The following is an 18,972-nucleotide window of genomic DNA, read 5'->3' on the forward strand; positions in this document are numbered from 1 at the left end:
TGCCGACGCCGAAGGAGAACGGAACGCCCATGCCCACCCGGACCCGTGAACAGCTCGGCCTCCTGCTGCGTACCGTCGTCTGCGATGTGGTCGGTACCGAGCCGGAGGACCTCCACGACACCACCCGCCTGGCGGACGACTTCGGGATCGACAGTCTCGAACTCATGGAGATCGGCTCCCGGTTGGAGACGGCCCTCGGACTGCCCATCGCGGTAAGGGACTTGACGGCCGCCGAGACCCTGGGCCAGGCCGTGGACCTGCTGGAAGCCCGGCTCGCGGAGCCACGGTGAGCGGCCGTGACGCACACGGCCGCTTCCGGGTGGCCGTCACCGGCATCGGGGTGAAGTCGCCCGCGGGCAACACGCCCGAGGAGGCGTTCCGGACGTTCCTGGCGGCCAAGTCCACCGCGGCGACGGTCGACCGGCTGGTGGCGGAGGCCGTGCCCGTGGCCTTCGCCTGCCTGGTACCGCCGTTCGAGCCCGAGGCGTATCTGACCCGGCGCGAGGCCCGGCAGATCGACCGGGTCACCATGCTGGCGCTGTGCGCGGCGGCCGACGCGGTGACCGACGCCGCGCTGCCCGGCGAACTGGCCCCGGAGCGCACAGGGGTGCAGCTCGGCACCGGCATCGGCGGGCTGCCCAGCATGGAGGCGACCGCGCTGGACCACGGCGGCTTCCCGATGGGCATGCCGGTGCACACCGTGCCGCGGACCATGACCAACTCCCCGGCGTGCCGGATCGCCATGCGGTTCGGGTTCCGCGGCTCGTGCACCACGTACGCCACCGCGTGCGCCAGCGGCACCACCGCGCTCGGCGAGGCGGCCCGCAAGATCCGGCACGGCGAGCTGGACGTGGCGCTCGCGGGTGGCGCCGACGCGCCGGTCACGACCGTCATCATGAGCGGCTTCGCCCGGATGCGGGCGGTGTCGCTGCGCAACGAGGAGCCCTGGCTGGCCAGTCGGCCCTTCGCCGCCGACCGGGACGGATTCGTGGTCGGCGAGGGCGCGGCGCTGCTGGTGCTGGAGCGGTGGGACCTCGCGGTGGCGCGCGGGGCGCGCATCCACGGGGAGATCACGGGCTACGCGGACAACTGCGACGCCTTCCACATCGTGGCCCCGCACCAGGACGGCTCGGTCGCCGCGGCCTGTATGCGCTCGGCGCTCGCCGACGCGGGGCTGTCGCCCGCGGACATCGGTCATGTCAACGCGCACGGCACCTCCACGCTGCTCAACGACCGGGCCGAGGCCGCCGCGATCGACCGCTGCTTCGCCGGGCAGTCCCCGCCGGTCACGGCGCTGAAGGGCGTCACCGGTCATCTCATCGGCGGTTCCGGGGCGTTGGAGGCGGCGCTGGCGCTGCGCTGCGCGTCGGCGGGCCTTGTCCCGGCGATCGCCAACACCCGTACCAGCCCGGAGGCGGACCTCGTGGACCTGGTCACCGGCGCGTCCCGGACCGTGGGTCCGGCGCCGGTGCTGTCCAATTCCTTCGGTTTCGGCGGGCAGAACGCCTGCCTCGCCCTCTCCCCCGCCCCCTGATCCTCACGCCCGCTCGGAGACGGAACCATGCGCATCCTCGTCACCGGTGCCACCGGTGTGATCGGCACCGAGACCGTCGACACCCTGCGCGCGGCCGACGCGCCGCCGCATGTGCTGGTGCGTACGGCACGGCGCGCGACGGACGCGGACATCGTGCCCTGGCCGCTCGGGCGGGGGCCGGCACCGGCGCGGCTCGGCGGCCCCTGGGACGTCATCGTGCACACCGCGGCCTCCACCCGCTGGACGATGACCCGTGCCGAGGCGCTCGCCGCCAACGTGGACCCGCTGCGCGCGGTCCTCGCCCTCGCCGGCCCGAACACGCATCTGGTGCATGTGTCCACGGCGTACGTCGCCGGTGAACGGACTGGCGCCGTAACGGAGTTCGACGGCTATCGCAACGGCTACGAGTGGTCCAAGGCGGTGTGCGAGGAGGTGGTGCGCACCGAGCACTCCGGGCCGCTGACGATCGTGCGCCCCCCGCTGGTCGTGGGCAGGCGGCGCGACGGCGGGATCGCCCGCTTCTCCGGGCCGTACACGCTGCTGCACGCCTTGGTGTCCGGGCTCGCCGCGGTCGTCGTCGGCGACCCGGAGGGGTTCGCGGAGATCAGCCCGGTGGACGAGGTGGCACGGGCGGTCGCGGGCGCGGCCCTCGGTGCTCCGCCTCCCGCTTCCCGCACCGAGACCGTGGCGGCCGGCCCCGCGAGCCTGCGGCTGGCCGCCCTGATCGACGTGACCTGTACGGCGCTCAACGCCTTCCGCGCCGCCCACGGCGCCCCGCCGATCGCCCGCCCCCCCGATCGTCCCCCCGGACACCTGGACCCGCTTCTTCCTCCCCCTCGCGGACCGCTACCTCTCCCCCTTCCAGGCCGAGGCCGTCAAGCTGCTGGCCATGTTCCAGAGCTACACCAGCATGGCCGCCCCCTTCACCCCGACGCATCCCGTCCGGGACCCGGCCGCCGCGATGGCGACGGCGGTCCACCACTGGGCCGCCCGGAAGCCTCGTCTGGCCCTGGCGGAGCCACGACCGTGGACGCTGCACGTGTGAGGTGTGTGAGAGGGCGCTCACGCCGAAGGGGATCCGCGGCCGTGGCCATCCGCGGCCGTACGGTCCTGCCGCCTCCGCCCTGGCAGCGGACCGCTCGCCGGTGGTGCACTCTCCCGCCGGGGCGCGGGGATGCTCGGGCCGGTCCCGGCCCCGGTCCCGTCGCGGCCGGCCGGCCGGAAGGGGCGCAGCCAGGCGCAGGCCGTCGCCATGCCCAGGGCGCCGACGACGAGTGCGGCCCGCGGGCCGGCGGTGGCGCTCAGCCACCCGCCGAGCAGGCCGCCGACGGGCGCCGCGCCCATGACGATCATACGGATCGAGGCGTTCATCCGGCCGTACAGGTCCGCCGGGGTCAGTGAGGTGCGCAAGCTGCGCTGTGTGACGTTGAAGACGATGACCGTGGCGCTCATCACGAAGTGCGCGACGGCGATGAGGGCCGGGGCCAGGCCCTGCGGTGCCATGGCCGCGGCCGGGACGATCGCCGACGCGGCCCCGGCAGTCGCGAGCGACCCGGTCAGCGCCAGCGGGACCCCGAGCCGGTCGGCGGCGCGGGTGGCGGCCAGGGCCCCGGCGAAGGCTCCCGCCCCGGAGGCGGAGAAGACCAGCCCGACCTGGAACGGCGTGAGCCCCACCGTGCGGGTGACGAAGACGAGGAAGGCGGGTTCGCTGAGGAACAGGGCGCCGGGGCGGTCGATGACGACCCGGATGGACTCCCGCCGGGCGTGCTGCACGGCGTTGGCCACCAGTTCGGAGACGATCAGCGCCCCGTCCTCGGCCAATGCGTCCAGCCCCCAGACGGCACAGGCGGTACGAAGCAGGCGCCGCGCGGTGGCTGCGCTCTCGGGCTGCCTCGGCAGGGTCTCGCTGTACCTGGGGTGCCCGGTCCGGCGGCCCTGGGTTGTAGGTTGCGGCATGTCGGTCTGCTTCCTTCAGATCGGCCAGCCCCGGGGCCGTTCGCGCGGTCGCCGGGGCGCTCGCATTCAGGTAACCGGGGTGCGTGATCACGCGGAGGAGCCAACCAGGGGGCCGGAGAGGGGCCACACTAGAGACGGAAGGGGGCCACCATGAGCGACACCCCCGAGCGACGCCGCGCGTTCGGCGCCTACCTCGCCGGTCTGCGGCGGCGCTCCGGCCGCTCGCAGCGGCAGTTCGCCGCCGTGCTGTGCGCCGTGTCCGGCGCACAGTCGATCACGCGGAACGAGGTCTCCCGGTGGGAGCGTGGGGAGCGCATCCCGGACGTGTGGCTGCCCACCTTCGCCCAGGTGTCCGGCGTGCCGCTGCGCGATCTGGAGCAGGACGCCGCGTACGCCCGGGGGGATGCTCAGGCTCCCCTTCCCGGGGTCACAGCCACCCTCGCGGACCTGCTGCCCGACGGAGACGCGCTGGAGCCCCTGGCGACCCCCTGTGGCCGTCGAGTCGGCGCCACCACGGTGCACAGTCTGGCGGCTCGCGTCCACGGTCTCCGGCTCGCGGACGATGTGCTGTCCGGCGGTGACCTGATCGCCCCCGCCTTCCGTGAGCTGCGCGCCGCCGTCCGCCTGTACCGCGAGTCCGAGCACTCCGAGGAGACAGGGCGCGGCCTGCTCGTGCAGATCGGGGAGTTGGGCCAGATCGCCGGATGGATCGCCTCGGACGCCGGTCGGGGTGAGGACGCGGAGCACGCCTACCGACTCGGGCTCTCGGCCGCCCGCCAGGCCGGGGATGCGCCGCTGGTGGCACAGCTCGCGGGCAGCCTCGCCTACCACCTGACGAACAGCGGCCGGGAACGGGAGGGCCTGGAACTGGCGAAGGCAGCCGTCGCCGAGGGCGGGCCGGACGCTCCGGCCACAACCCGCGCCCTGTTCCTGGACCGCGTGGCGTGGGCGCATACACGTGCCGGGGAGGCACAACCGGCCCTGCGGGCGCTCGGGGAGGCCCACGCCGCCCTGGACGCCACGGACGGCCCTCCCACACCGACCTGGGCCTACTGGGTAAACCGCGAGGAGCTGGAGGTTATGGACGCCCGGGTGTTCACCGAGCTGCGCCGCCCGCTGCGCGCCATGCCGCTGCTCCAGGACGTGCTGGGACGCTACGACGCACGCGAAGTGCTGGCCGACTATGGGCACTTGTTGCTCGCCTAGGGGTACGCCACTCGTTTCCGGTCGGTAAAGCCAGCAAAGCGCCCTCAGCGAAGGAGCCGAGAAAAGATGAGCGTCTTGGGCATGTCCCGATCGGCGCTCAGCGCCTCCCACGTGGCCTCACCCGGCTTCGGCGCTGCCGTGGCCCATCAGCGCGCCGCCCCCTCGCCTTCCACTTCCGGGGGTGCTTCCCCGGCGACCTGGACGAGTACGGGTCCTCGCACGCGCACGACCCCTCTTCGGTGACCCGGTGGCAGGGGAAGAACTTGACGCCCTCGCCCGCGAGCAGCCGGGTCGCCGCCAGCAGGCCGTCAGGGTCCACCAGAGCGCCGTTCCCCGCCTGCTGCTCGAACTGCTCGGCTGCCCTTGATCAACAGCATTTGTGCGGAATGGTGAGACGGCACCTCTGGAAACGATCGAGAGGGGCCCCGAAGGACCCCTCTGACCTTGTACTTCACTGTCGGGACGACAGGATTTGAACCTGCGACCCCTTGACCCCCAGTCAAGTGCGCTACCAAGCTGCGCCACGTCCCGATGCGCTGACTCGCGGTGGACCGCGTGATCACGCGAACAGAACTTTACCGCACGTGCGGGGGTGCGCGGAAAGAGGGCCGGGGCGGGGGGAGAATCGGCGGTATGACGCATGCGGGTGGAGCCGGGGAGCGGGACCGGGACGCGGAGGGGCGGGCCCGCAGTGCGCGGCCGCGGGACGGGCTCGGGCGGCCGTTGGCGTACGGCGCGCAGGGGGTGCCGCGGCAGCCGGAGGGCGTCGTCCGGGCGCCGCGGGAGACGGTCGCCGAGGCGCAGGCGCTGCTCGACGCGGGCAGGCCGTTCCACGCGCACGAGGTGTTCGAGGACGCCTGGAAGTCGGGTCCCGCGGACGAGCGTCCGCTGTGGCGGGGGCTGGCCCAGCTCGCGGTGGGGCTCACGCACGCGGCCCGCGGCAACGCGGTCGGCGGGGCGCGGCTGCTGCGGCGCGGGGCCGGCGCGGTCGAGGAGTGGGAGCGGGGCCGGGGCGAGGACCGGCCGTACGGGATGGACCTCGCCGGGGTCGTCCGCTGGGCGCGGGAGCTGGCCGGGCGGGTGGAGGAGGGGGGCGGCCCCGTGGACGCCGTGGTGGAGGCGCCCCGGCTCGGGCCCTGACGGCCGCGCGCCGGTGCCATGCCCATACCTTCCGTGCGGAGGCGGTGGACGCGTTGTCAGTGGCGTACGGCAGACTCGGTGGCGTGCGAGAGATTCATGTCATCGGTATCGGCGCGGGCGACCCCGAGCAGCTGACCCTCCAGGCGGTAAGGGCGCTGCGCGGCACGGATGTGTTCTTCCTGCTCGACAAGGGCGAGGAGAAAAGCGATCTCACCCAGTTGCGCCGGGACATACTCGACGCGCATCTGCCCGAGGGGTCGTACCGGGTGGTCGAGGCCCGCGATCCCGAGCGGGACCGCACGGCGGGCGGGTCGGCGTACTCACCGGCCGTCGGGGACTGGCGCAGCGCCCGCGCCGGTATCTACGAGCGGCTGATCGCCGAGGAGTTGGGCCCCGAGGAGACCGGCGCGTTCCTGGTGTGGGGCGATCCCGCGCTGTACGACAGCACGCTCGGGATCCTTCAGGAGGTGCTGGCGCGGGGCGCGGTCGCGTTCACGTACGACGTGGTGCCCGGTGTCAGCAGTGTCTCCGCGCTGGTCGCCCGCCATCGCACCGGTCTGAACCGGGTCGCCCGGCCGGTGCAGATCACCACCGGGCGGCGGCTCGCCGAGGGCTTCCCGGAGGGGGTGGACGACGTGGTCGTGATGCTCGACGCCCACCAGGCCTTCCGGCGGTACGCGGACGAGGACATCGACATCTACTGGGGCGCCTACATAGGCACCCCGGACGAGATCCTCGTCTCCGGCCCGCTCGCCGAGGCAGGCCCGGAGATCGAGCGGGTGCGGGCCCAGGCGCGGGAGCGCAAGGGGTGGATCATGGACACGTATCTGCTGCGCCGCAACCCTGACCGGCGGTAACCGGGTCCAGCCAGCGCAGCACGGCCGTCACATCGGGTACGGCGGTCACCCCCGCGGGCAGCGCCGGGCGGCGTACGACCACCACGGGCAGCCCGAGTTCCCTGGCGGCCGTGAGTTTCGCCGCCGTGGCCTCGCCCCCGCTGTCCTTGGTGACCAGCACGTCGATGCGGTGCGCGCGCAGCAGTTCCCGCTCGCCGTCGACGGTGAACGGGCCGCGGGCGAGCAGGACTTCGGTGTGCGGCGGCAGCGGCGGGTCCGGGCGTTCCACCGAGCGCACCAGGAAGTGCCGGTCGGTCAGGTGGGCGAAGGCGGCCAGGCCCAGGCGCCCGGTGGTGAGGAACACCCGGCCGCCCGGGCCGGCCAGCGCCTCGGCGGCCGCCGCCAGGGACGGGACGTCGTACCAGCGGTCGCCCGGTACGGGCCGCCAGCCGGGGCGGCGCAGCACCACCGCCGGGACCCCGGCGGCCGCCGCCGCGCGGGCCGCGTGCGCGGTGATCGAGGCGGCGAACGGATGGGTGGCGTCGACCAACGCGTCCACCCGGTGCGCCCGCAGCCACCGGGCCAGCCCCTCGGCTCCCCCGAAGCCCCCGGTCCGCACCTCCCCCGGCACCGCTTCCGGCCGGGCCGTGCGCCCGGCCAGGGAGGTGGTCACCCGGAACCCGGCGGCGTGCGCGGGGTGCGCGACCAGCGCGGCGGCGAGACGGCGGGCCTCGGCGGTACCGCCGAGGACGAGGACGTGCCGGGGCACCGGCGGGCGCGGGGCCGGGCCGGACGCCGAGGACGGCGAGGACTGCGGGGCCTGGGCGGGCTGCGGGGACATGCGGCGAGCCTACGAGGTGGCCCTAGCCCACGAGGAGTTGGATGCCGCCCAGCACCGTCGCCGCGATCACCAGCCGATCGAAGAGGCGCTGGTTGATCCGGTGTACGGCCCAGCGGCCGAGCAGCGCGCCGGGGACGACGAACAGGACGAGCGCGGCGTCGAGGAGCAGGGAGCGGGTGTCGATCAGGCCGAGGGCGGCGCTGAAGGGGACCTTGGAGACGTTGACGATGAGGAAGAAGAAGGCCGAGGTGCCGAGGAAGCCCAGTTTCCGGAAGCCGGCGGAGAGCAGGTACATGGACATCACGGGGCCGCCCGCGTTGGCGACCATCGTGGTGAACCCGCCGAGCACGCCGTACGAGCGGGCCTTCAGGCGGCCCGCGCGGGTCGTGACCGCGTCCGGCGCGTCGTCGTCCGCGCCCGTGTTCTCGCGGCGCCGGCGCCACAGGGTGACGCCGGTCATCAGCAGCAGGATCGCGCCGATCGAGGTCCGTACGACCCCGTCGTCGGCCCCCATCAGGAACAGCGTGCCGATCACCACGCCGACCGCGACGGCCGGGAACAGCCGCCACAGGGTGGGCCAGTGGGCGTGCCGCCGGTAGGTGAGGACGGCCAGCACATCACCGGCGATCAGAAGGGGCAGCAGGATGCCGGTGGAGGCGCGGGCGGGCAGGATCGCCGCGAACACGGCGAGGCTGATGGTGTTGGCGCCGCTCACCGCGGTCTTGGAGAAGCCCACCAGGAGGGCGGCGAGGGCGAGGGCGGCGAACTCCCAGCCGGATATGTGCCAGTGCGTCAACATGTTCATGCGGGGCCCGATGCTATGCATGAGCACCGGCCCCGCACAAAGGCGCCGGGGCCGTCAGCTCGCGAACCGCGTCCGCAGTTCCCGCTTGAGCACCTTCATGCTCGGGCCGAGCGGCAGCTCCTCGGTGAACTCCACGCGCCGCGGGTACTTGTGGCGGCCCAGGTGCTCCTTGGACCACTCGATGACGGCGGCCGGGTCAGGGGCGCCGCCGGGTGCCGGGACGGCGATCGCGCAGATCTCCTCGCCGTGCAGTTCGTCGGGCAGGCCGATGACGGCGACCTGGGCGATGCCGGGGTGCCGCACCAGGACCTCTTCGACCTCGCGCGGATAGACGTTGTAGCCGCCGCGGATGATGACGTCCTTCTTGCGGTCGACGATCGTGAGGAAGCCCTGTTCGTCCTTGGTGCCGAGGTCGCCGGTGCGGAACCAGCCGTCGATCAGGACCTCGGCGGTGGCCTCCGGGCGGCCGAGGTAGCCGGAGAAGACGTTGTGGCCGCGGATGACGACCTCGCCCAGCTCGCCGGGCGGCAGCAGTTCGATCCGGCCCTCCACCTCGGCGCGCGCGATCTCCGCGTCGACGCCCCACAGCGGGTGGCCGATGGTGCCGGCCTTGGTGCCGAAGACCGGCTGGTTGACGGTGGCGGTCGGCGAGGTCTCCGACAGGCCGTACCCCTCGTAGATCCGCGCGCCGAACGCGGCCTCGAACCGTTCCAGGACGGCGACGGGCAGCGAGGCGCCGCCGGAGATGCACACCCGCAGCTCGGGCAGCGCCTCGGCGTCCGCGGCGGCCGCCGCGAGCGCGACGAACATGGTGGGCACGCCGTGGAAGGTGTTGACCTTCTCCTTCGCCATCAGCGCGATCGCGCGGGCCGCGTCGAAGCGTGGCAGCAGTACGAGGGTGGCGCCCGCCCGCCAGGTGGCGTTGAGCGAGACGGTCTGCCCGAAGGCGTGGAAGAGGGGCAGCGCGCCCAGCGCGATGTCGTCGGGGCGGACGTCGTTGGCGTCGAAGGCGCTGACGGTCGCGTTCATCACCAGGTTGAAGTGGCTGAGCACGGCGCCCTTGGGGATGCCGGTGGTGCCGCTGGTGTAGAGGATCACGGCCGGGTCGTCGGCGGCCCGTGTGACGTACGCCGGCAGCGGCTCGGCCGCGGCGGCGAGGGCGTCGAACTCCGCGCCCAGGGTGACCGCCCGGACGCCGAGGGCGTCGGCGGCGGCCCGGCCGGCCGGGGCCTGCGCCGGGTGGACGAGGAGCAGCGTGGCGCCGCTGTCCTTGAGCACGTGCTCGATCTCGCCCGGCGAGAGCAGCAGGTGTACGGGTACGACGACACCGCCGGCCGCGGCGATGGCGTAGTAGGCGAGCGGGAACTCCGTGGTGTTCGGGGCCATGAGGGCGACCCGGTCGCCGGGGCGTACGCCGAGGCCGGTGAGCGCGCCCGCGCCGGCCAGCGCCGCCTGCCATGCCTCGCCGAAGCTCAGCCGCCGCTCCCCTTCCACGAGTGCGGTGTGGGCCGGACGGCGCCTGGCGTTCTCGGCCAGGATGGCGGCGACGGACAGAGTTGCCATGGAGTGCGGCTCCGTTTCCTTGCTGCGGCCCGGCGCGCCGGGCCGCTCGTACGATCGTCCCTCGGCGGGAACCCCCCGTGGCAAGAGGGGCTCCCGCGTCGGATGGTTGTCAGGGCCGTCAGAAGGGCGTCAGTCCCTTTCGACCAGCACCGCGCTGCCCTGGCCCACGCCCACGCACATGGTGGCGAGCCCGCGTTCGGCGCCGGTGCGGCGCATGCGGTGCAGCAGGGTGGTCAGGATGCGGGCGCCCGAGGAGCCGAGGGGGTGGCCGAGGGCGAGGGCACCGCCGGTCGGGTTGATCAGCTCGGGGTCGATGCCGAGCTGGTCGACGCAGGCGAGGACCTGGGCGGCGAACGCCTCGTTCAGCTCGGTCTCCTGGAGGTCGCCGATGAGCCAGCCGGCCCGCGCGAGCACCTTGCGGGTGGCGGGCACCGGCCCGATGCCCATGACGTCGGGGTGGACGCCCGCGGAGGCACCGGCGACATACCGGCCGAGGGACTCCAGCCCCAGTTCGCCGAGTGCTTCCTCGCTGACCAGGAGCAGGCCGGCGGCGCCGTCGTTCATCGGTGAGGTGTTGCCCGCGGTGACCGTGCCGCCCGCGCGGTAGACCGGCTTGAGGCGGGCCAGCTTCTCCAGGGAGGTGTCCTCGCGGATGCACTCGTCCTGCTCGACCACGATGCCGTCGGGGCGTTCGACGGGCAGGATCTCGTCGGCGAAGAGGCCGTTCTTGCGGGCGGCGGCGGCGAGTTGGTGGCTGCGCAGGGCGAAGGCGTCCTGCCGCTCACGGGAGATGCCGTGCCGGGTGGCGACCTCCTCGGCGGTCTCGCCCATCGCGAGCACCCCGTGCAGGTCCTTCATGGCGGGGTTGGTCAGGCGCCAGCCGAGCCGGGTGTCGGCGGTCTCCATGCGGTGCGGCAGGGCCTCGTCGGGGCGGGGCAGCACGAAGGGGGCGCGGCTCATGGACTCGGAGCCGCCGGCGATCACGATGTCGGCCTCGCCCGCGGCGATGGTGCGGGCGGCCGTGGTGACGGCTTCGAGGCCGGAGGCGCACAGCCGGTTGACGGTGGCGCCGGGAACCGACTCGGGCAGGCCCGCGAGCAGGACGGCCATCCGGGCGACGTTGCGGTTGTCCTCGCCGGCCTGGTTGGCGGCGCCCCAGTAGACGTCGTCGATCCGGGCGGGGTCGAGCGTGGGCACGTCGGCGACCAGCCGGCGGATCACGGCCGCCGCCAGGTCGTCGGGCCGGACGGGCGAGAGGGCGCCGCGCAGCTTGCCGATGGGGGTACGGCGGGCTGCCGCGAAGTGGACGGGACGCACGGCTTCGACTCCTGACCTACGACGGTGTGGATCAGCGGACCGGAACAGCGCTTAATTAGCACTGCTAGTTTTGGACTATAGACCCGGAGACGGGCCGCTGGGAAGATCCTCCCGGACCGTACCGAGGCAGTTGGAGGAGAGATGCCCCACGTTCGCGCGCACGTCGTCGACGGCACCCGCGGTGAACTCGCCGTCCGCGCCTGGCCGCATCCCGCTCCCCGCTTCCTCGCCCTGCTGGTGCACGGGTACGGCGAGCACGCGGGCCGGTACGACGGACTCGCCGCCGTCCTCACCGCCCAGGGCGCCGCCGTGTACGCGCCCGACCATATGGGGCACGGCCGGTCGGCCGGGGAGCGGGTGCTGATCGAGGACTTCGCGGACGTGGTCGCCGATGTGCACCGCGTGGCGCGGCTCGCCCGCGCGGCGCATCCGGGGCTGCCGCTGGTCCTGGTCGGCCACTCGATGGGCGGGCTGATCGCGGCCCGCTACGCGCAGCTGCACCGCGCCGAGCCGGCCGCGCTGATCCTGTCCGGGCCGGTGATCGGCGACTGGGAGCTGCCGGGGCGGCTGCTGGCGCTGCCGGAGATCCCGGACACCCCGATCAGTCCGGGCGCGCTCTCCCGCGATCCGGCGGTGGGCGCCGCGTACGCCGCCGATCCGCTGGTCTGGCACGGGCCGATGAAGCGGCCGACCCTCCTGGCCTTCGTCCGGGCCCTGGACGCCGTGGCCGAGGGCGGTGACGCGGGCGGGCTGCCGGTGCTGTGGCTGCACGGCGACGACGACCGGCTGGTGCCGCTGTCCGGGAGCCGGCCCGGCGTCGAACGGCTCGCCGGCGGCGCGCTCACCGAGCGGATCTTCCCCGGCGCGCGGCACGAGGTGTTCCACGAGACGGTGAAGGACGAGGCGTTCGCGGAGGTGACGCGGTTCCTGGACCGGGTGCTGGAGCGCTGAGGCAAGGCACTCGTCAAGAACCGGCGCCGAGGCGCTGAGCAGGGCTGTTTGCGTCCTCCGACGCGGGGCACCCGCCTTTTCGGACGAGATCAAGCTCCATGGAAGGGGACGCACGCACCATGACCGTGGTGAAGAGCACGCTGCCCGAGAAGGCACTCAGGGTCACGGCGACCGCGCTCCAGGACACCCTGGTGGACCTGCTGGGCCTGTCGCTGATCGGCAAGCAGGCGCACTGGAACATCGTCGGCCCCCGGTTCCGCTCGATCCACCTCCAGCTGGACGAGGTGGTGGCGACGGCCCGTGCCCACTCCGACACGGTCGCCGAGCGTGCCGCCGCGCTGGGCGTGTCGCCGGACGGCCGGCCCGAGACGATCGCCGCGACCCTCGCGCTGCCCGGCGCCAAGGACGGCTGGCTGAAGGACACCGACGTGGTCGAGCTGATGGTCTCCGCGCTGGAGACGGCCATCGGGCGGCTGCGCGAGCGGATCGCGGCCACGGACGAGCCCGACCCGGTGACGCAGGACCTGCTGATCGCGATCACCGCCGATCTGGAGAAGGAGCGGTGGATGTTCGCGGCGGAGAACCAGCCGCACTGACACCCGCAGCAGATGGATCCGAGGAAAACTCCGAGGGAAAGGGGAGCCCTATGGCCGACGCCCTGGAGACCGAGGCGCTGTGGGAGGACTTCCACCGCGTGGTGAACATGACCTCGGCGGAGCTCGCGGCCTGGCTCAGGGTCCGCGACGCCGAGGAGAGCACGGAGCCGCTGCCCGACGAGGCGGGCACCGCCACCGGGCGGCATGTACTCGCCATCCTCCAGAAGCGCCGCACCGACCTCACCGACGACGACGTCCGCGTGATGTACGAGGTCGTCGACACCGTCGGTGACCTGGTGGACATGGAGAACGAGCCGGAGCCCGAGTTGGCGCCGGAGGACACCCGGCGGCGGCACCGGCTGATGACGCTGGGCCACGATCCGCTCAAGCCCTGACGGCGACCGCGGCAAGGAGTGGCGGCCATGAACCGGGACGAACGCGTCGTACGGGAGCTGGTGTCCGCGCACGGGCGGACGTACGCCGAGGAGGCGGGCATCAAGCTGGCGGACACGCCGCAGCCGCTGTACCGGCTGCTGGTGCTGTCCTTGCTGCTCAGCGCCCGGATCCGGGCCTCGGTGGCGGTGGCCGCCGCCCGCGCCCTGCACGAGGACCGGCTGGACAGTCCGCGTCGGATGGCCGACGCGGACTGGCAGCGGCGGGTCGACGCGCTGGGCCGGGGCGGCTACCGGCGCTACGACGAGCGGACCGCCACCCAACTCGGCGACGGCGCCGAGCTGTTGACCGAGCGCTGGGGCGGTGATCTGCGCCGGTTGCGCGAAGAGGCGCACGGCGACACGGGGAAGCTGAAGCGGCTGCTCCAGGAGGAGCCGGGGATCGGGCCGGCCGGCGCCGACATCTTCCTGCGCGAGGCGCAGCGCGTGTGGCCGGAGGTCGGCCCCTATCTGGGCGGCAAGGCGCTGGACGGCGCGCAGCGGCTCGGTCTGCCGAAGGACCCGGAGAAGCTGACGAAACTGGCCGGCGAGACCGAACCGGCCGTGCTGGCCGCCGCGTTGGTGCGGGCGGCGCTCGACAAGGACGTGGCCGAGGACTGCCTCCAGCGCGTGGCGTGACCGTGCCATCCGCTGTCCGGTTCCTCACGGCGGGGTGGGCCGGAAGCCAGGCGAACTGACCCCGCTCGTCCGGGACTTACAGACCGAGCACCCGGCTGATCGTCCGCAGGACGCCGTTCTCGTTGTTGGACGGGGCCAGATGGCGGGCGCGCGCCACCACGGCCGGGTGGGCGTTGGCCATGGCGAAGGACCAGTCGGCGGCGTCCAGCATCTCCAGGTCGTTGAGGTAGTCGCCGAAGACCATGGTCTGGGCGGGGGTGATGCCCAGGGTCCGCTGGAGGGCGCGCAGGGCGGTGCCCTTGTTGGCGGTCGGGGCCATGACGTCGACCCAGTGCTCGCCGGAGACCACGACCTGATGGGTGGCGGCGAAGGAGGCGAGCGCGGGGGCGGCGGACCGTTCGGCGGAGTGGAAGTCGTAGACGGCGACCTTGATGAAGTCGTCGTCCACCGCGGTGACGTCGTCGACGACGCGGTGCTCGACGTAGTAGCGGCGCACCTCGGCGAGGAACGCCTCGTCGCTCCGCTCCACGTAGGCCGCGCGCTTGCCGCAGACCACCGCGCCCGCGTCGCCGCCGGCCGCGTTGAGCCGTCGCACCGCCTCCGCGACCGCCGTCGCGGCCGAGCGTTCCAGCGGGACGGAGCCGAGTTCGGCGCCGTCGCGGACCACATAGGTGCCGTTCTCGGCGATGAAGACCATGCCCTCGGCGACGCCCGCGAACTGCCGGGCCAGCGTGGCGTACTGGCGGCCGCTCGCGGGGCTGAACAGCACGCCGCGCCCGCGCAGTTCGGCGAGCATCGGCCACAGTCCCGGCGGGATCCGCTTGTCGTCGTCCAGCAGGGTGCCGTCCATGTCGGTGACGATCAGCCGGATGTCCGCGGGGCCGGCCGGGAGGCCGGGTACGTCGAGGAGGGGCGTGGGTATGGCGGACATGTCCTGCTTCCGGCCGGGGTCAGGGTACCCGCCCAGTGTCCCTCATGGGGCGGAACGTCCCCGAACCGCCCCGAACCGCCGACCGCGCGCGGTTCGCGGGACAGCGCGATCGGCCGACGGCACAATGTCGGCGGGCACCCGCACGGGAGAGGGGCAGACGACGTGACCGACGGTGACGCTGTGACCACCGGAGAGCGGCTGGACACGTCCGTGGCGCACAACGCGCGGGTGTGGAACTACTGGATCGGCGGCCGCGACAACTACGAGGTCGACCAGCGGGTCGGCGAGCGGGTCGCCGGGATGTTCCCGGTGATCCGGCAGGTGGCCCGCGCGGACCGGGAGTTCCTCGCCCGCGCGGTGCGCCACCTCGTGGCCGGGCAGGGCGTCAGGCAGTTCCTGGACGTGGGCACCGGCCTGCCGACCGTGGAGAACACCCACGAGATCGCCCAGCGCATCGCCCCCGAGTCACGGGTCGTGTACGTGGACAACGACCCGATCGTGCTGGTGCACGCCCGCGCGCTGCTGACCAGTTCCCCCGAGGGCGTCACGGACTACGTGGACGCCGATGTGCACGACCCGGACGCCATCCTGCGGCGCGCCGCCGACACGCTCGACCTGGAGCGGCCGGTCGCCCTGATGATGCTGGGCATCCTCAACTTCGTGCTGGACACCGGGGAGGCCCTGGGCATCGTGCGGCGGCTGATGGACGCGCTGCCCGCCGGCAGCCATCTGGTGCTGACCCACCCCACCACCGACCCCGAGGTGGGCGGGGCGGGCAACGCCGCCGCGATGGAGTTCTGGAACGCCCACGCCACCCCGCCGATCACCGCCCGCAGCCGCGCCGAGATCGCCGCCTTCCTCGACGGCGTCGACGGCCTGGAGGTGGTGGAGCCGGGCCTGGTGCCCTGCTCCCAGTGGCGCGCCGGGCCGGGCGCCGCCCCGGTGCCGCAGCTCGGCGCGGTCGCGGTGAAGCGCTGACCCCGCCGAAGGCGTCTCCCCACCTGAACCACCGGACCACCGGCCCCGCCCCGCCTGAACCACCCGCCCCCACCGGGCCCCGCCCGCAAAGGACACGCATGACCACTCTCGCCGACCCCGTGCCCGGCGGCCGTCCGGCCGATCTGCGCCGGGTCGCCGCTCTGACCACCATGCTGGCCGCGCAGGACGTGCGGGGCATCGTGCTGGCGTATGTGGACACCGCGGGCGTCACCCGGGTGAAGACCGTCCCCACGGCCCGGCTGGAGGCCGCCGTCTCGTGGGGTGTGGGGATGTCCCCGGTGTTCGACACCTTCCTGGCCGACGACTCGATCGTCAGCACGGACGTCCTCGGCTCCCCCGACGGGGACCTGAGGCTCTACCCCGATCTGGACCAGCTGGTGGCGCTGGCCGGGCAGCCCGGCTGGGCGTGGGCGCCGGTGGACCGGATCACGCAGGAGGGCGAGCGGCACCCCGGCTGCGCCCGCACCTTCCTGCGCCGCATGGTCACCGAGGCGGCCGAGCGGCACGGGCTGGCCTTCAGGGCGGCGTTCGAGATCGAGTGGGCACTCGGCCTCGGCTCGGCGCCCGCCGGGGAGTTCGTACCGGCGGTGTCCGGACCGGCGTACGGCGCGATCCGCCAGGTGGAGCTGGGCGACTACCTCGCCGATCTGCTGGCCGCGCTGGACGCCCAGGACGTGGACGTCGACCAGGTCCATCCCGAGTACGCGGCCGGGCAGTTCGAGCTGTCGGCGGGTGCCCTGGACCCGGTGGCGGCGGCGGACCGCAGCGTGCTGGTGCGCCAGACGATCCGGGCGGTGGCCCAGCGGCACGGGCTGCGGGTGTCGTTCTCCCCCGCGGTCCTCGCCGGGAGCGTCGGCAACGGCGGCCATGTGCACCTGTCCTGCTGGCGCGACGGCGTCAACCTGCACGCGGGCGGCGCGGGCCGGTACGGCCTGACGCCCGGCGCGGAGTCCTTCGCGGCCGGGATCCTGGCCCGGCTGCCCGCGCTGACCGCGATCAACGCGCCCAGCCCGGCCAGCTATCTGCGGCTGCGGCCCTCCCAGTGGGCGGGCGTCTTCACCGCGTGGGGCCGTGAGACCCGTGAGGCGGCGCTGCGGCTGGTCACCGGCAGCGCGGGCCGGCAGCGGCAGGAGGCCAACCTGGAGGTGAAACCCGTCGACCTGGCCGCCAACCCGTACCTGGTGCTCGGCTGTCTGATCGCCGCGGGACTCGACGGGTTCGCGGCCGCGCGCCCGCTGCCCGCGGAGATCACCGGCGACCCGGCACGCTTCGGCGCGGACGAGGCGGCGAGGCTCGGCGTACGACGGCTGCCGGCCACGCTGCCGGAGGCGGTGGCGGAGTTCCGCGCGGACGAGGTGCTGCGGGCCTCGCTCGGCCCGGTCCTCGCGGACGCGGTGAGCGCCGTACGGCTCGGGGAGGCGGCCGCCGTCGAGGGGCTGGACGACGAGCGGGTGGCGGCGGCCTACCGCTGGGCGTACTGACCATGGCGTCCACCGGTCCCCTCCACGAGGCGCTGGACGCGCTGGAGCTGGTGGACCACCACTGCCATGGCGCGGTGACGGCCGACCTGTCCTTCGAGGGGTTCGAGTCGCTGCTCACCGAGGGCGAGGCGTGGCCCGGCGTCTCGCCCTTCGACAGCCCGGTGGGCATCGCCGTACGTCGGCACTGCGCGCCCCTGCTGGACCTGCCCCGGCACGCGCCGCCGGACGCGTACGTGGCCCGGCGCGCGGAGCTGGGGTGGCGGGAGGTGAACCGGCGGTTCCTGACGGCGGCCGGTGCCGGGGTGTTCTGCGTGGACACCGGATACTCCCCCCAACCGCTCACCTCTCCCGCCGAGTTGGCCGCGGCGTCCGGTGCCGCCGCCTGCGAGGTCGTACGCCTGGAGCGGATCGCCGAGGAGGTGGCCGCGCGCGGTGTGGAGGCGGGCGAGTACGCGGGCGTCCTGCGCGCGGCCGCCGAGGAGGCGGTGCGGCGGCCGGGGGTGGTGGCGGTGAAGTCGGTGGCCGCCTACCGCACCGGGTTCGCCCTCGACCCGCGACGGCCCCCGGACGCCGAGGTGACCGTGGCGGCACAGCGCTGGCTCACCGCCGGCGGCCGGCTGGCGGACCCGGTCCTGGTACGGCAACTGCTGTGGCTGGCCGTCGACCTGGGGCTGCCGCTCCAGTTGCACACCGGTTTCGGGGACGCGGACGTACGGCTGCACCGGGCCGACCCCGCGCTGCTCACCGACTGGCTGCACCGCGTCGCCGGCACCATCCCCGTGCTGCTGCTGCACTGCTGGCCCTATCACCGCCAGGCCGCCTATCTGGCCGCGGTGTTCGAGCGGGTGTACCTGGACGTGGGGCTCGCGCTGCACCACACCGGTCCCACGCGGGCGCGGGCGGTGCTGGCGGAGGCCCTGGAGATCACCCCGTTCCGCAAACTGCTGTACAGCTCCGACGCCTACGGTGTGGCGGAGTTCCACCACCTGGGCGCCCTGTGCTTCCGCCGGGGCCTCGCCGAGCTGCTGCACGAGCGCGTGGAGGCCGATGAGCTGTCCCTGTCCGACGCCCTGCGGATCGCGTCCTGGACGGGCCGCGACAACGCCCGCCGGCTCTATGGGCCGCCCGTATCCGAACCGGCCCGCGATCCCCGCGGCCGCCCCACCCGGAAAGTATGATCAAGCAATGTCTGACATGACCGAGACCACGCCCGGCTGGCTGACCACGGACGAGCTGGAGATGGCCAGGGCCCGGATGCCGATCCTATACGTCGAGGCCGTGCCCGTGCGGGTCGACGACAGCGGCGAAGTCACCAGCATCGGACTGCTGTTGCGCATCGGCCCGGACGGCACGGTCAGCCGGACCCTGGTCTCCGGGCGGGTGCTGCACCACGAGCGGGTCCGCGACGCGCTGCTGCGCCATCTGGAGAAGGACCTCGGCCCGGTGGCGCTGCCCCGGATCCCGGCCTCGCTCCAGCCCTTCACCGTGGCCGAGTACTTCCCGACGGCGGGCATCACCCCGTACCACGACCCGCGCCAGCACGCGGTGTCCCTCGCCTACGTCGTCCCGGTCACCGGCGACTGCCGGCCCCGCCAGGACGCCCTGGACCTGGTGTGGTTCAGCCCCCAGGAGGCGGCGTCGGAGGTGCTCCAGAGCGAGATGCCGGGCGGCCACGGCGCGCTGCTGAAGCAGGCGCTGGCCCATGTGGGCCTGGTGTACTGAGCCCGGGCCCGGTAAGACACGGAC

Annotated in this window: 20 protein-coding genes, 1 tRNA gene and 2 pseudogenes; 15 read left to right on the forward strand and 8 right to left on the reverse strand. The window is 73.8% G+C overall.

Going from position 1 to position 18,972, the window contains the following annotated elements; genetic code table 11:
* Positions 1 to 29 precede the first annotated feature (29 nt).
* The 4 genes and pseudogenes from ACE4Q9_RS04425 to ACE4Q9_RS04440 all read left to right on the forward strand — a co-directional run bounded on the left by ACE4Q9_RS04425 (position 30) and on the right by ACE4Q9_RS04440 (position 2,579).
* Positions 30 to 290, forward strand: a complete 261-nt coding sequence (locus ACE4Q9_RS04425; RefSeq protein WP_397982901.1) for an acyl carrier protein — start codon at positions 30 to 32, stop codon at positions 288 to 290.
* On the forward strand, positions 287 to 1,534 hold the full coding sequence (locus ACE4Q9_RS04430) for a beta-ketoacyl-[acyl-carrier-protein] synthase family protein (RefSeq protein ID WP_397982902.1): 1,248 nt from the start codon (positions 287 to 289) through the stop codon (positions 1,532 to 1,534). The genes ACE4Q9_RS04425 and ACE4Q9_RS04430 overlap by 4 nt, the downstream gene beginning before the upstream one ends.
* A 27-nt stretch (positions 1,535 to 1,561) precedes the next feature.
* Positions 1,562 to 2,110, forward strand: a pseudogene (locus tag ACE4Q9_RS04435) (SDR family oxidoreductase); the annotation flags it as partial.
* A 313-nt stretch (positions 2,111 to 2,423) separates the two neighbouring features.
* A complete protein-coding gene (locus ACE4Q9_RS04440) occupies positions 2,424 to 2,579 on the forward strand; it encodes a hypothetical protein (RefSeq protein ID WP_397987352.1) in 156 nt (51 codons plus the stop codon).
* Between the two features lie 17 nt (positions 2,580 to 2,596).
* Here ACE4Q9_RS04440 and ACE4Q9_RS04445 read toward each other — a convergent pair whose 3' ends face one another.
* Positions 2,597 to 3,283 (reverse strand): MFS transporter, encoded by a 687-nt coding sequence (locus ACE4Q9_RS04445; protein WP_397987115.1) that lies wholly within the window; start codon positions 3,281 to 3,283, stop codon positions 2,597 to 2,599.
* A pseudogene (locus tag ACE4Q9_RS04450) lies at positions 3,260 to 3,490 on the reverse strand (ATP-binding protein); the annotation flags it as partial. The gene ACE4Q9_RS04445 and the pseudogene ACE4Q9_RS04450, both read right to left, overlap by 24 nt.
* Positions 3,491 to 3,640: 150 nt before the next feature.
* Between ACE4Q9_RS04450 and ACE4Q9_RS04455 the strand changes: the two are divergent.
* Positions 3,641 to 4,696 carry a helix-turn-helix domain-containing protein gene (locus ACE4Q9_RS04455; protein WP_397982903.1) on the forward strand — a complete coding sequence of 352 codons (1,056 nt, stop codon included), beginning with the start codon at positions 3,641 to 3,643 and terminating at the stop codon, positions 4,694 to 4,696.
* Positions 4,697 to 5,153: 457 nt separating this feature from the next.
* Here the strand turns inward: ACE4Q9_RS04455 and ACE4Q9_RS04460 are convergent.
* A tRNA-Pro gene (locus ACE4Q9_RS04460) sits at positions 5,154 to 5,227 on the reverse strand.
* Positions 5,228 to 5,329: 102 nt separating this feature from the next.
* Between ACE4Q9_RS04460 and ACE4Q9_RS04465 the strand changes: the two genes are divergently transcribed.
* Both ACE4Q9_RS04465 and cobF read left to right on the forward strand, forming a co-directional pair.
* Positions 5,330 to 5,836, forward strand: coding sequence for a DUF309 domain-containing protein (locus ACE4Q9_RS04465; RefSeq protein WP_397982904.1), 507 nt, complete (start codon positions 5,330 to 5,332; stop codon positions 5,834 to 5,836).
* 83 nt (positions 5,837 to 5,919) lie between these two features.
* On the forward strand, positions 5,920 to 6,693 hold the full coding sequence (gene cobF, locus ACE4Q9_RS04470) for a precorrin-6A synthase (deacetylating) (RefSeq protein WP_397982905.1): 774 nt from the start codon (positions 5,920 to 5,922) through the stop codon (positions 6,691 to 6,693).
* Here the strand turns inward: cobF and ACE4Q9_RS04475 are convergent.
* The 4 genes from ACE4Q9_RS04475 to ACE4Q9_RS04490 all read right to left on the reverse strand — a co-directional run bounded on the left by ACE4Q9_RS04475 (position 6,650) and on the right by ACE4Q9_RS04490 (position 11,198).
* The gene (locus ACE4Q9_RS04475; RefSeq protein WP_397987116.1) at positions 6,650 to 7,441 is read right to left on the reverse strand and encodes a cobalt-precorrin-6A reductase; all 792 of its coding nucleotides are present in this window, start codon (positions 7,439 to 7,441) and stop codon (positions 6,650 to 6,652) included. The genes cobF and ACE4Q9_RS04475 overlap by 44 nt on opposite strands.
* A gap of 94 nt (positions 7,442 to 7,535) precedes the next feature.
* Positions 7,536 to 8,318 carry a sulfite exporter TauE/SafE family protein gene (locus ACE4Q9_RS04480; RefSeq protein ID WP_397982906.1) on the reverse strand — a complete coding sequence of 261 codons (783 nt, stop codon included), beginning with the start codon at positions 8,316 to 8,318 and terminating at the stop codon, positions 7,536 to 7,538.
* A 54-nt stretch (positions 8,319 to 8,372) separates the two neighbouring features.
* The gene (locus ACE4Q9_RS04485; RefSeq protein WP_397982907.1) at positions 8,373 to 9,881 is read right to left on the reverse strand and encodes a long-chain fatty acid--CoA ligase; all 1,509 of its coding nucleotides are present in this window, start codon (positions 9,879 to 9,881) and stop codon (positions 8,373 to 8,375) included.
* Positions 9,882 to 10,010: 129 nt separating this feature from the next.
* A complete protein-coding gene (locus tag ACE4Q9_RS04490) occupies positions 10,011 to 11,198 on the reverse strand; it encodes a thiolase family protein (RefSeq protein ID WP_397982908.1) in 1,188 nt (395 codons plus the stop codon).
* A gap of 141 nt (positions 11,199 to 11,339) precedes the next feature.
* On the opposite strand from ACE4Q9_RS04490, the gene ACE4Q9_RS04495 reads away from it, so the two are divergent.
* The 4 genes from ACE4Q9_RS04495 (at position 11,340) to ACE4Q9_RS04510 (ending at position 13,815) form a co-directional block, all read left to right on the forward strand.
* Positions 11,340 to 12,149, forward strand: a complete 810-nt coding sequence (locus ACE4Q9_RS04495; protein WP_397982909.1) for a lysophospholipase — start codon at positions 11,340 to 11,342, stop codon at positions 12,147 to 12,149.
* Positions 12,150 to 12,268: 119 nt separating this feature from the next.
* Positions 12,269 to 12,745 (forward strand): Dps family protein, encoded by a 477-nt coding sequence (locus tag ACE4Q9_RS04500; RefSeq protein WP_397982910.1) that lies wholly within the window; start codon positions 12,269 to 12,271, stop codon positions 12,743 to 12,745.
* 50 nt (positions 12,746 to 12,795) lie between these two features.
* A complete protein-coding gene (locus ACE4Q9_RS04505) occupies positions 12,796 to 13,140 on the forward strand; it encodes a DUF3140 domain-containing protein (protein WP_397982911.1) in 345 nt (114 codons plus the stop codon).
* A gap of 27 nt (positions 13,141 to 13,167) precedes the next feature.
* Positions 13,168 to 13,815, forward strand: coding sequence for an endonuclease (locus ACE4Q9_RS04510; protein ID WP_397982912.1), 648 nt, complete (start codon positions 13,168 to 13,170; stop codon positions 13,813 to 13,815).
* 76 nt (positions 13,816 to 13,891) lie between these two features.
* Here the strand turns inward: ACE4Q9_RS04510 and ACE4Q9_RS04515 are convergent, their stop codons facing one another.
* Positions 13,892 to 14,746 (reverse strand): Cof-type HAD-IIB family hydrolase, encoded by an 855-nt coding sequence (locus ACE4Q9_RS04515; protein WP_397982913.1) that lies wholly within the window; start codon positions 14,744 to 14,746, stop codon positions 13,892 to 13,894.
* Between the two features lie 180 nt (positions 14,747 to 14,926).
* On the opposite strand from ACE4Q9_RS04515, the gene ACE4Q9_RS04520 reads away from it, so the two are divergent.
* From ACE4Q9_RS04520 to ACE4Q9_RS04535, 4 genes are all read left to right on the forward strand, one after another.
* On the forward strand, positions 14,927 to 15,724 hold the full coding sequence (locus ACE4Q9_RS04520) for an SAM-dependent methyltransferase (protein WP_397982914.1): 798 nt from the start codon (positions 14,927 to 14,929) through the stop codon (positions 15,722 to 15,724).
* A 98-nt stretch (positions 15,725 to 15,822) separates the two neighbouring features.
* Positions 15,823 to 17,226: a glutamine synthetase gene (locus ACE4Q9_RS04525; protein ID WP_397982915.1), complete on the forward strand. Its 1,404-nt coding sequence runs from the start codon at positions 15,823 to 15,825 to the stop codon at positions 17,224 to 17,226.
* 2 nt (positions 17,227 to 17,228) lie between these two features.
* The gene (locus ACE4Q9_RS04530) at positions 17,229 to 18,404 is read left to right on the forward strand and encodes an amidohydrolase family protein (protein ID WP_397982916.1); all 1,176 of its coding nucleotides are present in this window, start codon (positions 17,229 to 17,231) and stop codon (positions 18,402 to 18,404) included.
* A 16-nt stretch (positions 18,405 to 18,420) separates the two neighbouring features.
* Positions 18,421 to 18,948, forward strand: a complete 528-nt coding sequence (locus tag ACE4Q9_RS04535) for an NUDIX hydrolase family protein (protein WP_397987117.1) — start codon at positions 18,421 to 18,423, stop codon at positions 18,946 to 18,948.
* Positions 18,949 to 18,972 lie beyond the last annotated feature (24 nt).

The organism is Streptomyces sp. AM6-12 (assembly GCF_044327085.1).
Lineage (GTDB): Bacteria > Actinomycetota > Actinomycetes > Streptomycetales > Streptomycetaceae > Streptomyces.

Bases quoted from the DNA above. Each gene is read 5' to 3' on its own strand.
- ACE4Q9_RS04530 (WP_397982916.1), top strand. From the start codon at position 17,229: ATGGCGTCCACCGGTCCCCTCCACGAGGCGCTGGACGCGCTGGAGCTG.
- ACE4Q9_RS04485 (WP_397982907.1), bottom strand. From the start codon at position 9,881: ATGGCAACTCTGTCCGTCGCCGCCATCCTGGCCGAGAACGCCAGGCGC.
- ACE4Q9_RS04440 (WP_397987352.1), top strand. From the start codon at position 2,424: ATGTTCCAGAGCTACACCAGCATGGCCGCCCCCTTCACCCCGACGCAT.
- ACE4Q9_RS04525 (WP_397982915.1), top strand. From the start codon at position 15,823: ATGACCACTCTCGCCGACCCCGTGCCCGGCGGCCGTCCGGCCGATCTG.
- ACE4Q9_RS04505 (WP_397982911.1), top strand. From the start codon at position 12,796: ATGGCCGACGCCCTGGAGACCGAGGCGCTGTGGGAGGACTTCCACCGC.
- ACE4Q9_RS04510 (WP_397982912.1), top strand. From the start codon at position 13,168: ATGAACCGGGACGAACGCGTCGTACGGGAGCTGGTGTCCGCGCACGGG.
- ACE4Q9_RS04535 (WP_397987117.1), top strand. From the start codon at position 18,421: ATGACCGAGACCACGCCCGGCTGGCTGACCACGGACGAGCTGGAGATG.
- ACE4Q9_RS04495 (WP_397982909.1), top strand. From the start codon at position 11,340: ATGCCCCACGTTCGCGCGCACGTCGTCGACGGCACCCGCGGTGAACTC.
- ACE4Q9_RS04425 (WP_397982901.1), top strand. From the start codon at position 30: ATGCCCACCCGGACCCGTGAACAGCTCGGCCTCCTGCTGCGTACCGTC.
- ACE4Q9_RS04500 (WP_397982910.1), top strand. From the start codon at position 12,269: ATGACCGTGGTGAAGAGCACGCTGCCCGAGAAGGCACTCAGGGTCACG.
- ACE4Q9_RS04515 (WP_397982913.1), bottom strand. From the start codon at position 14,746: ATGTCCGCCATACCCACGCCCCTCCTCGACGTACCCGGCCTCCCGGCC.
- ACE4Q9_RS04455 (WP_397982903.1), top strand. From the start codon at position 3,641: ATGAGCGACACCCCCGAGCGACGCCGCGCGTTCGGCGCCTACCTCGCC.
- ACE4Q9_RS04465 (WP_397982904.1), top strand. From the start codon at position 5,330: ATGACGCATGCGGGTGGAGCCGGGGAGCGGGACCGGGACGCGGAGGGG.
- ACE4Q9_RS04480 (WP_397982906.1), bottom strand. From the start codon at position 8,318: ATGAACATGTTGACGCACTGGCACATATCCGGCTGGGAGTTCGCCGCC.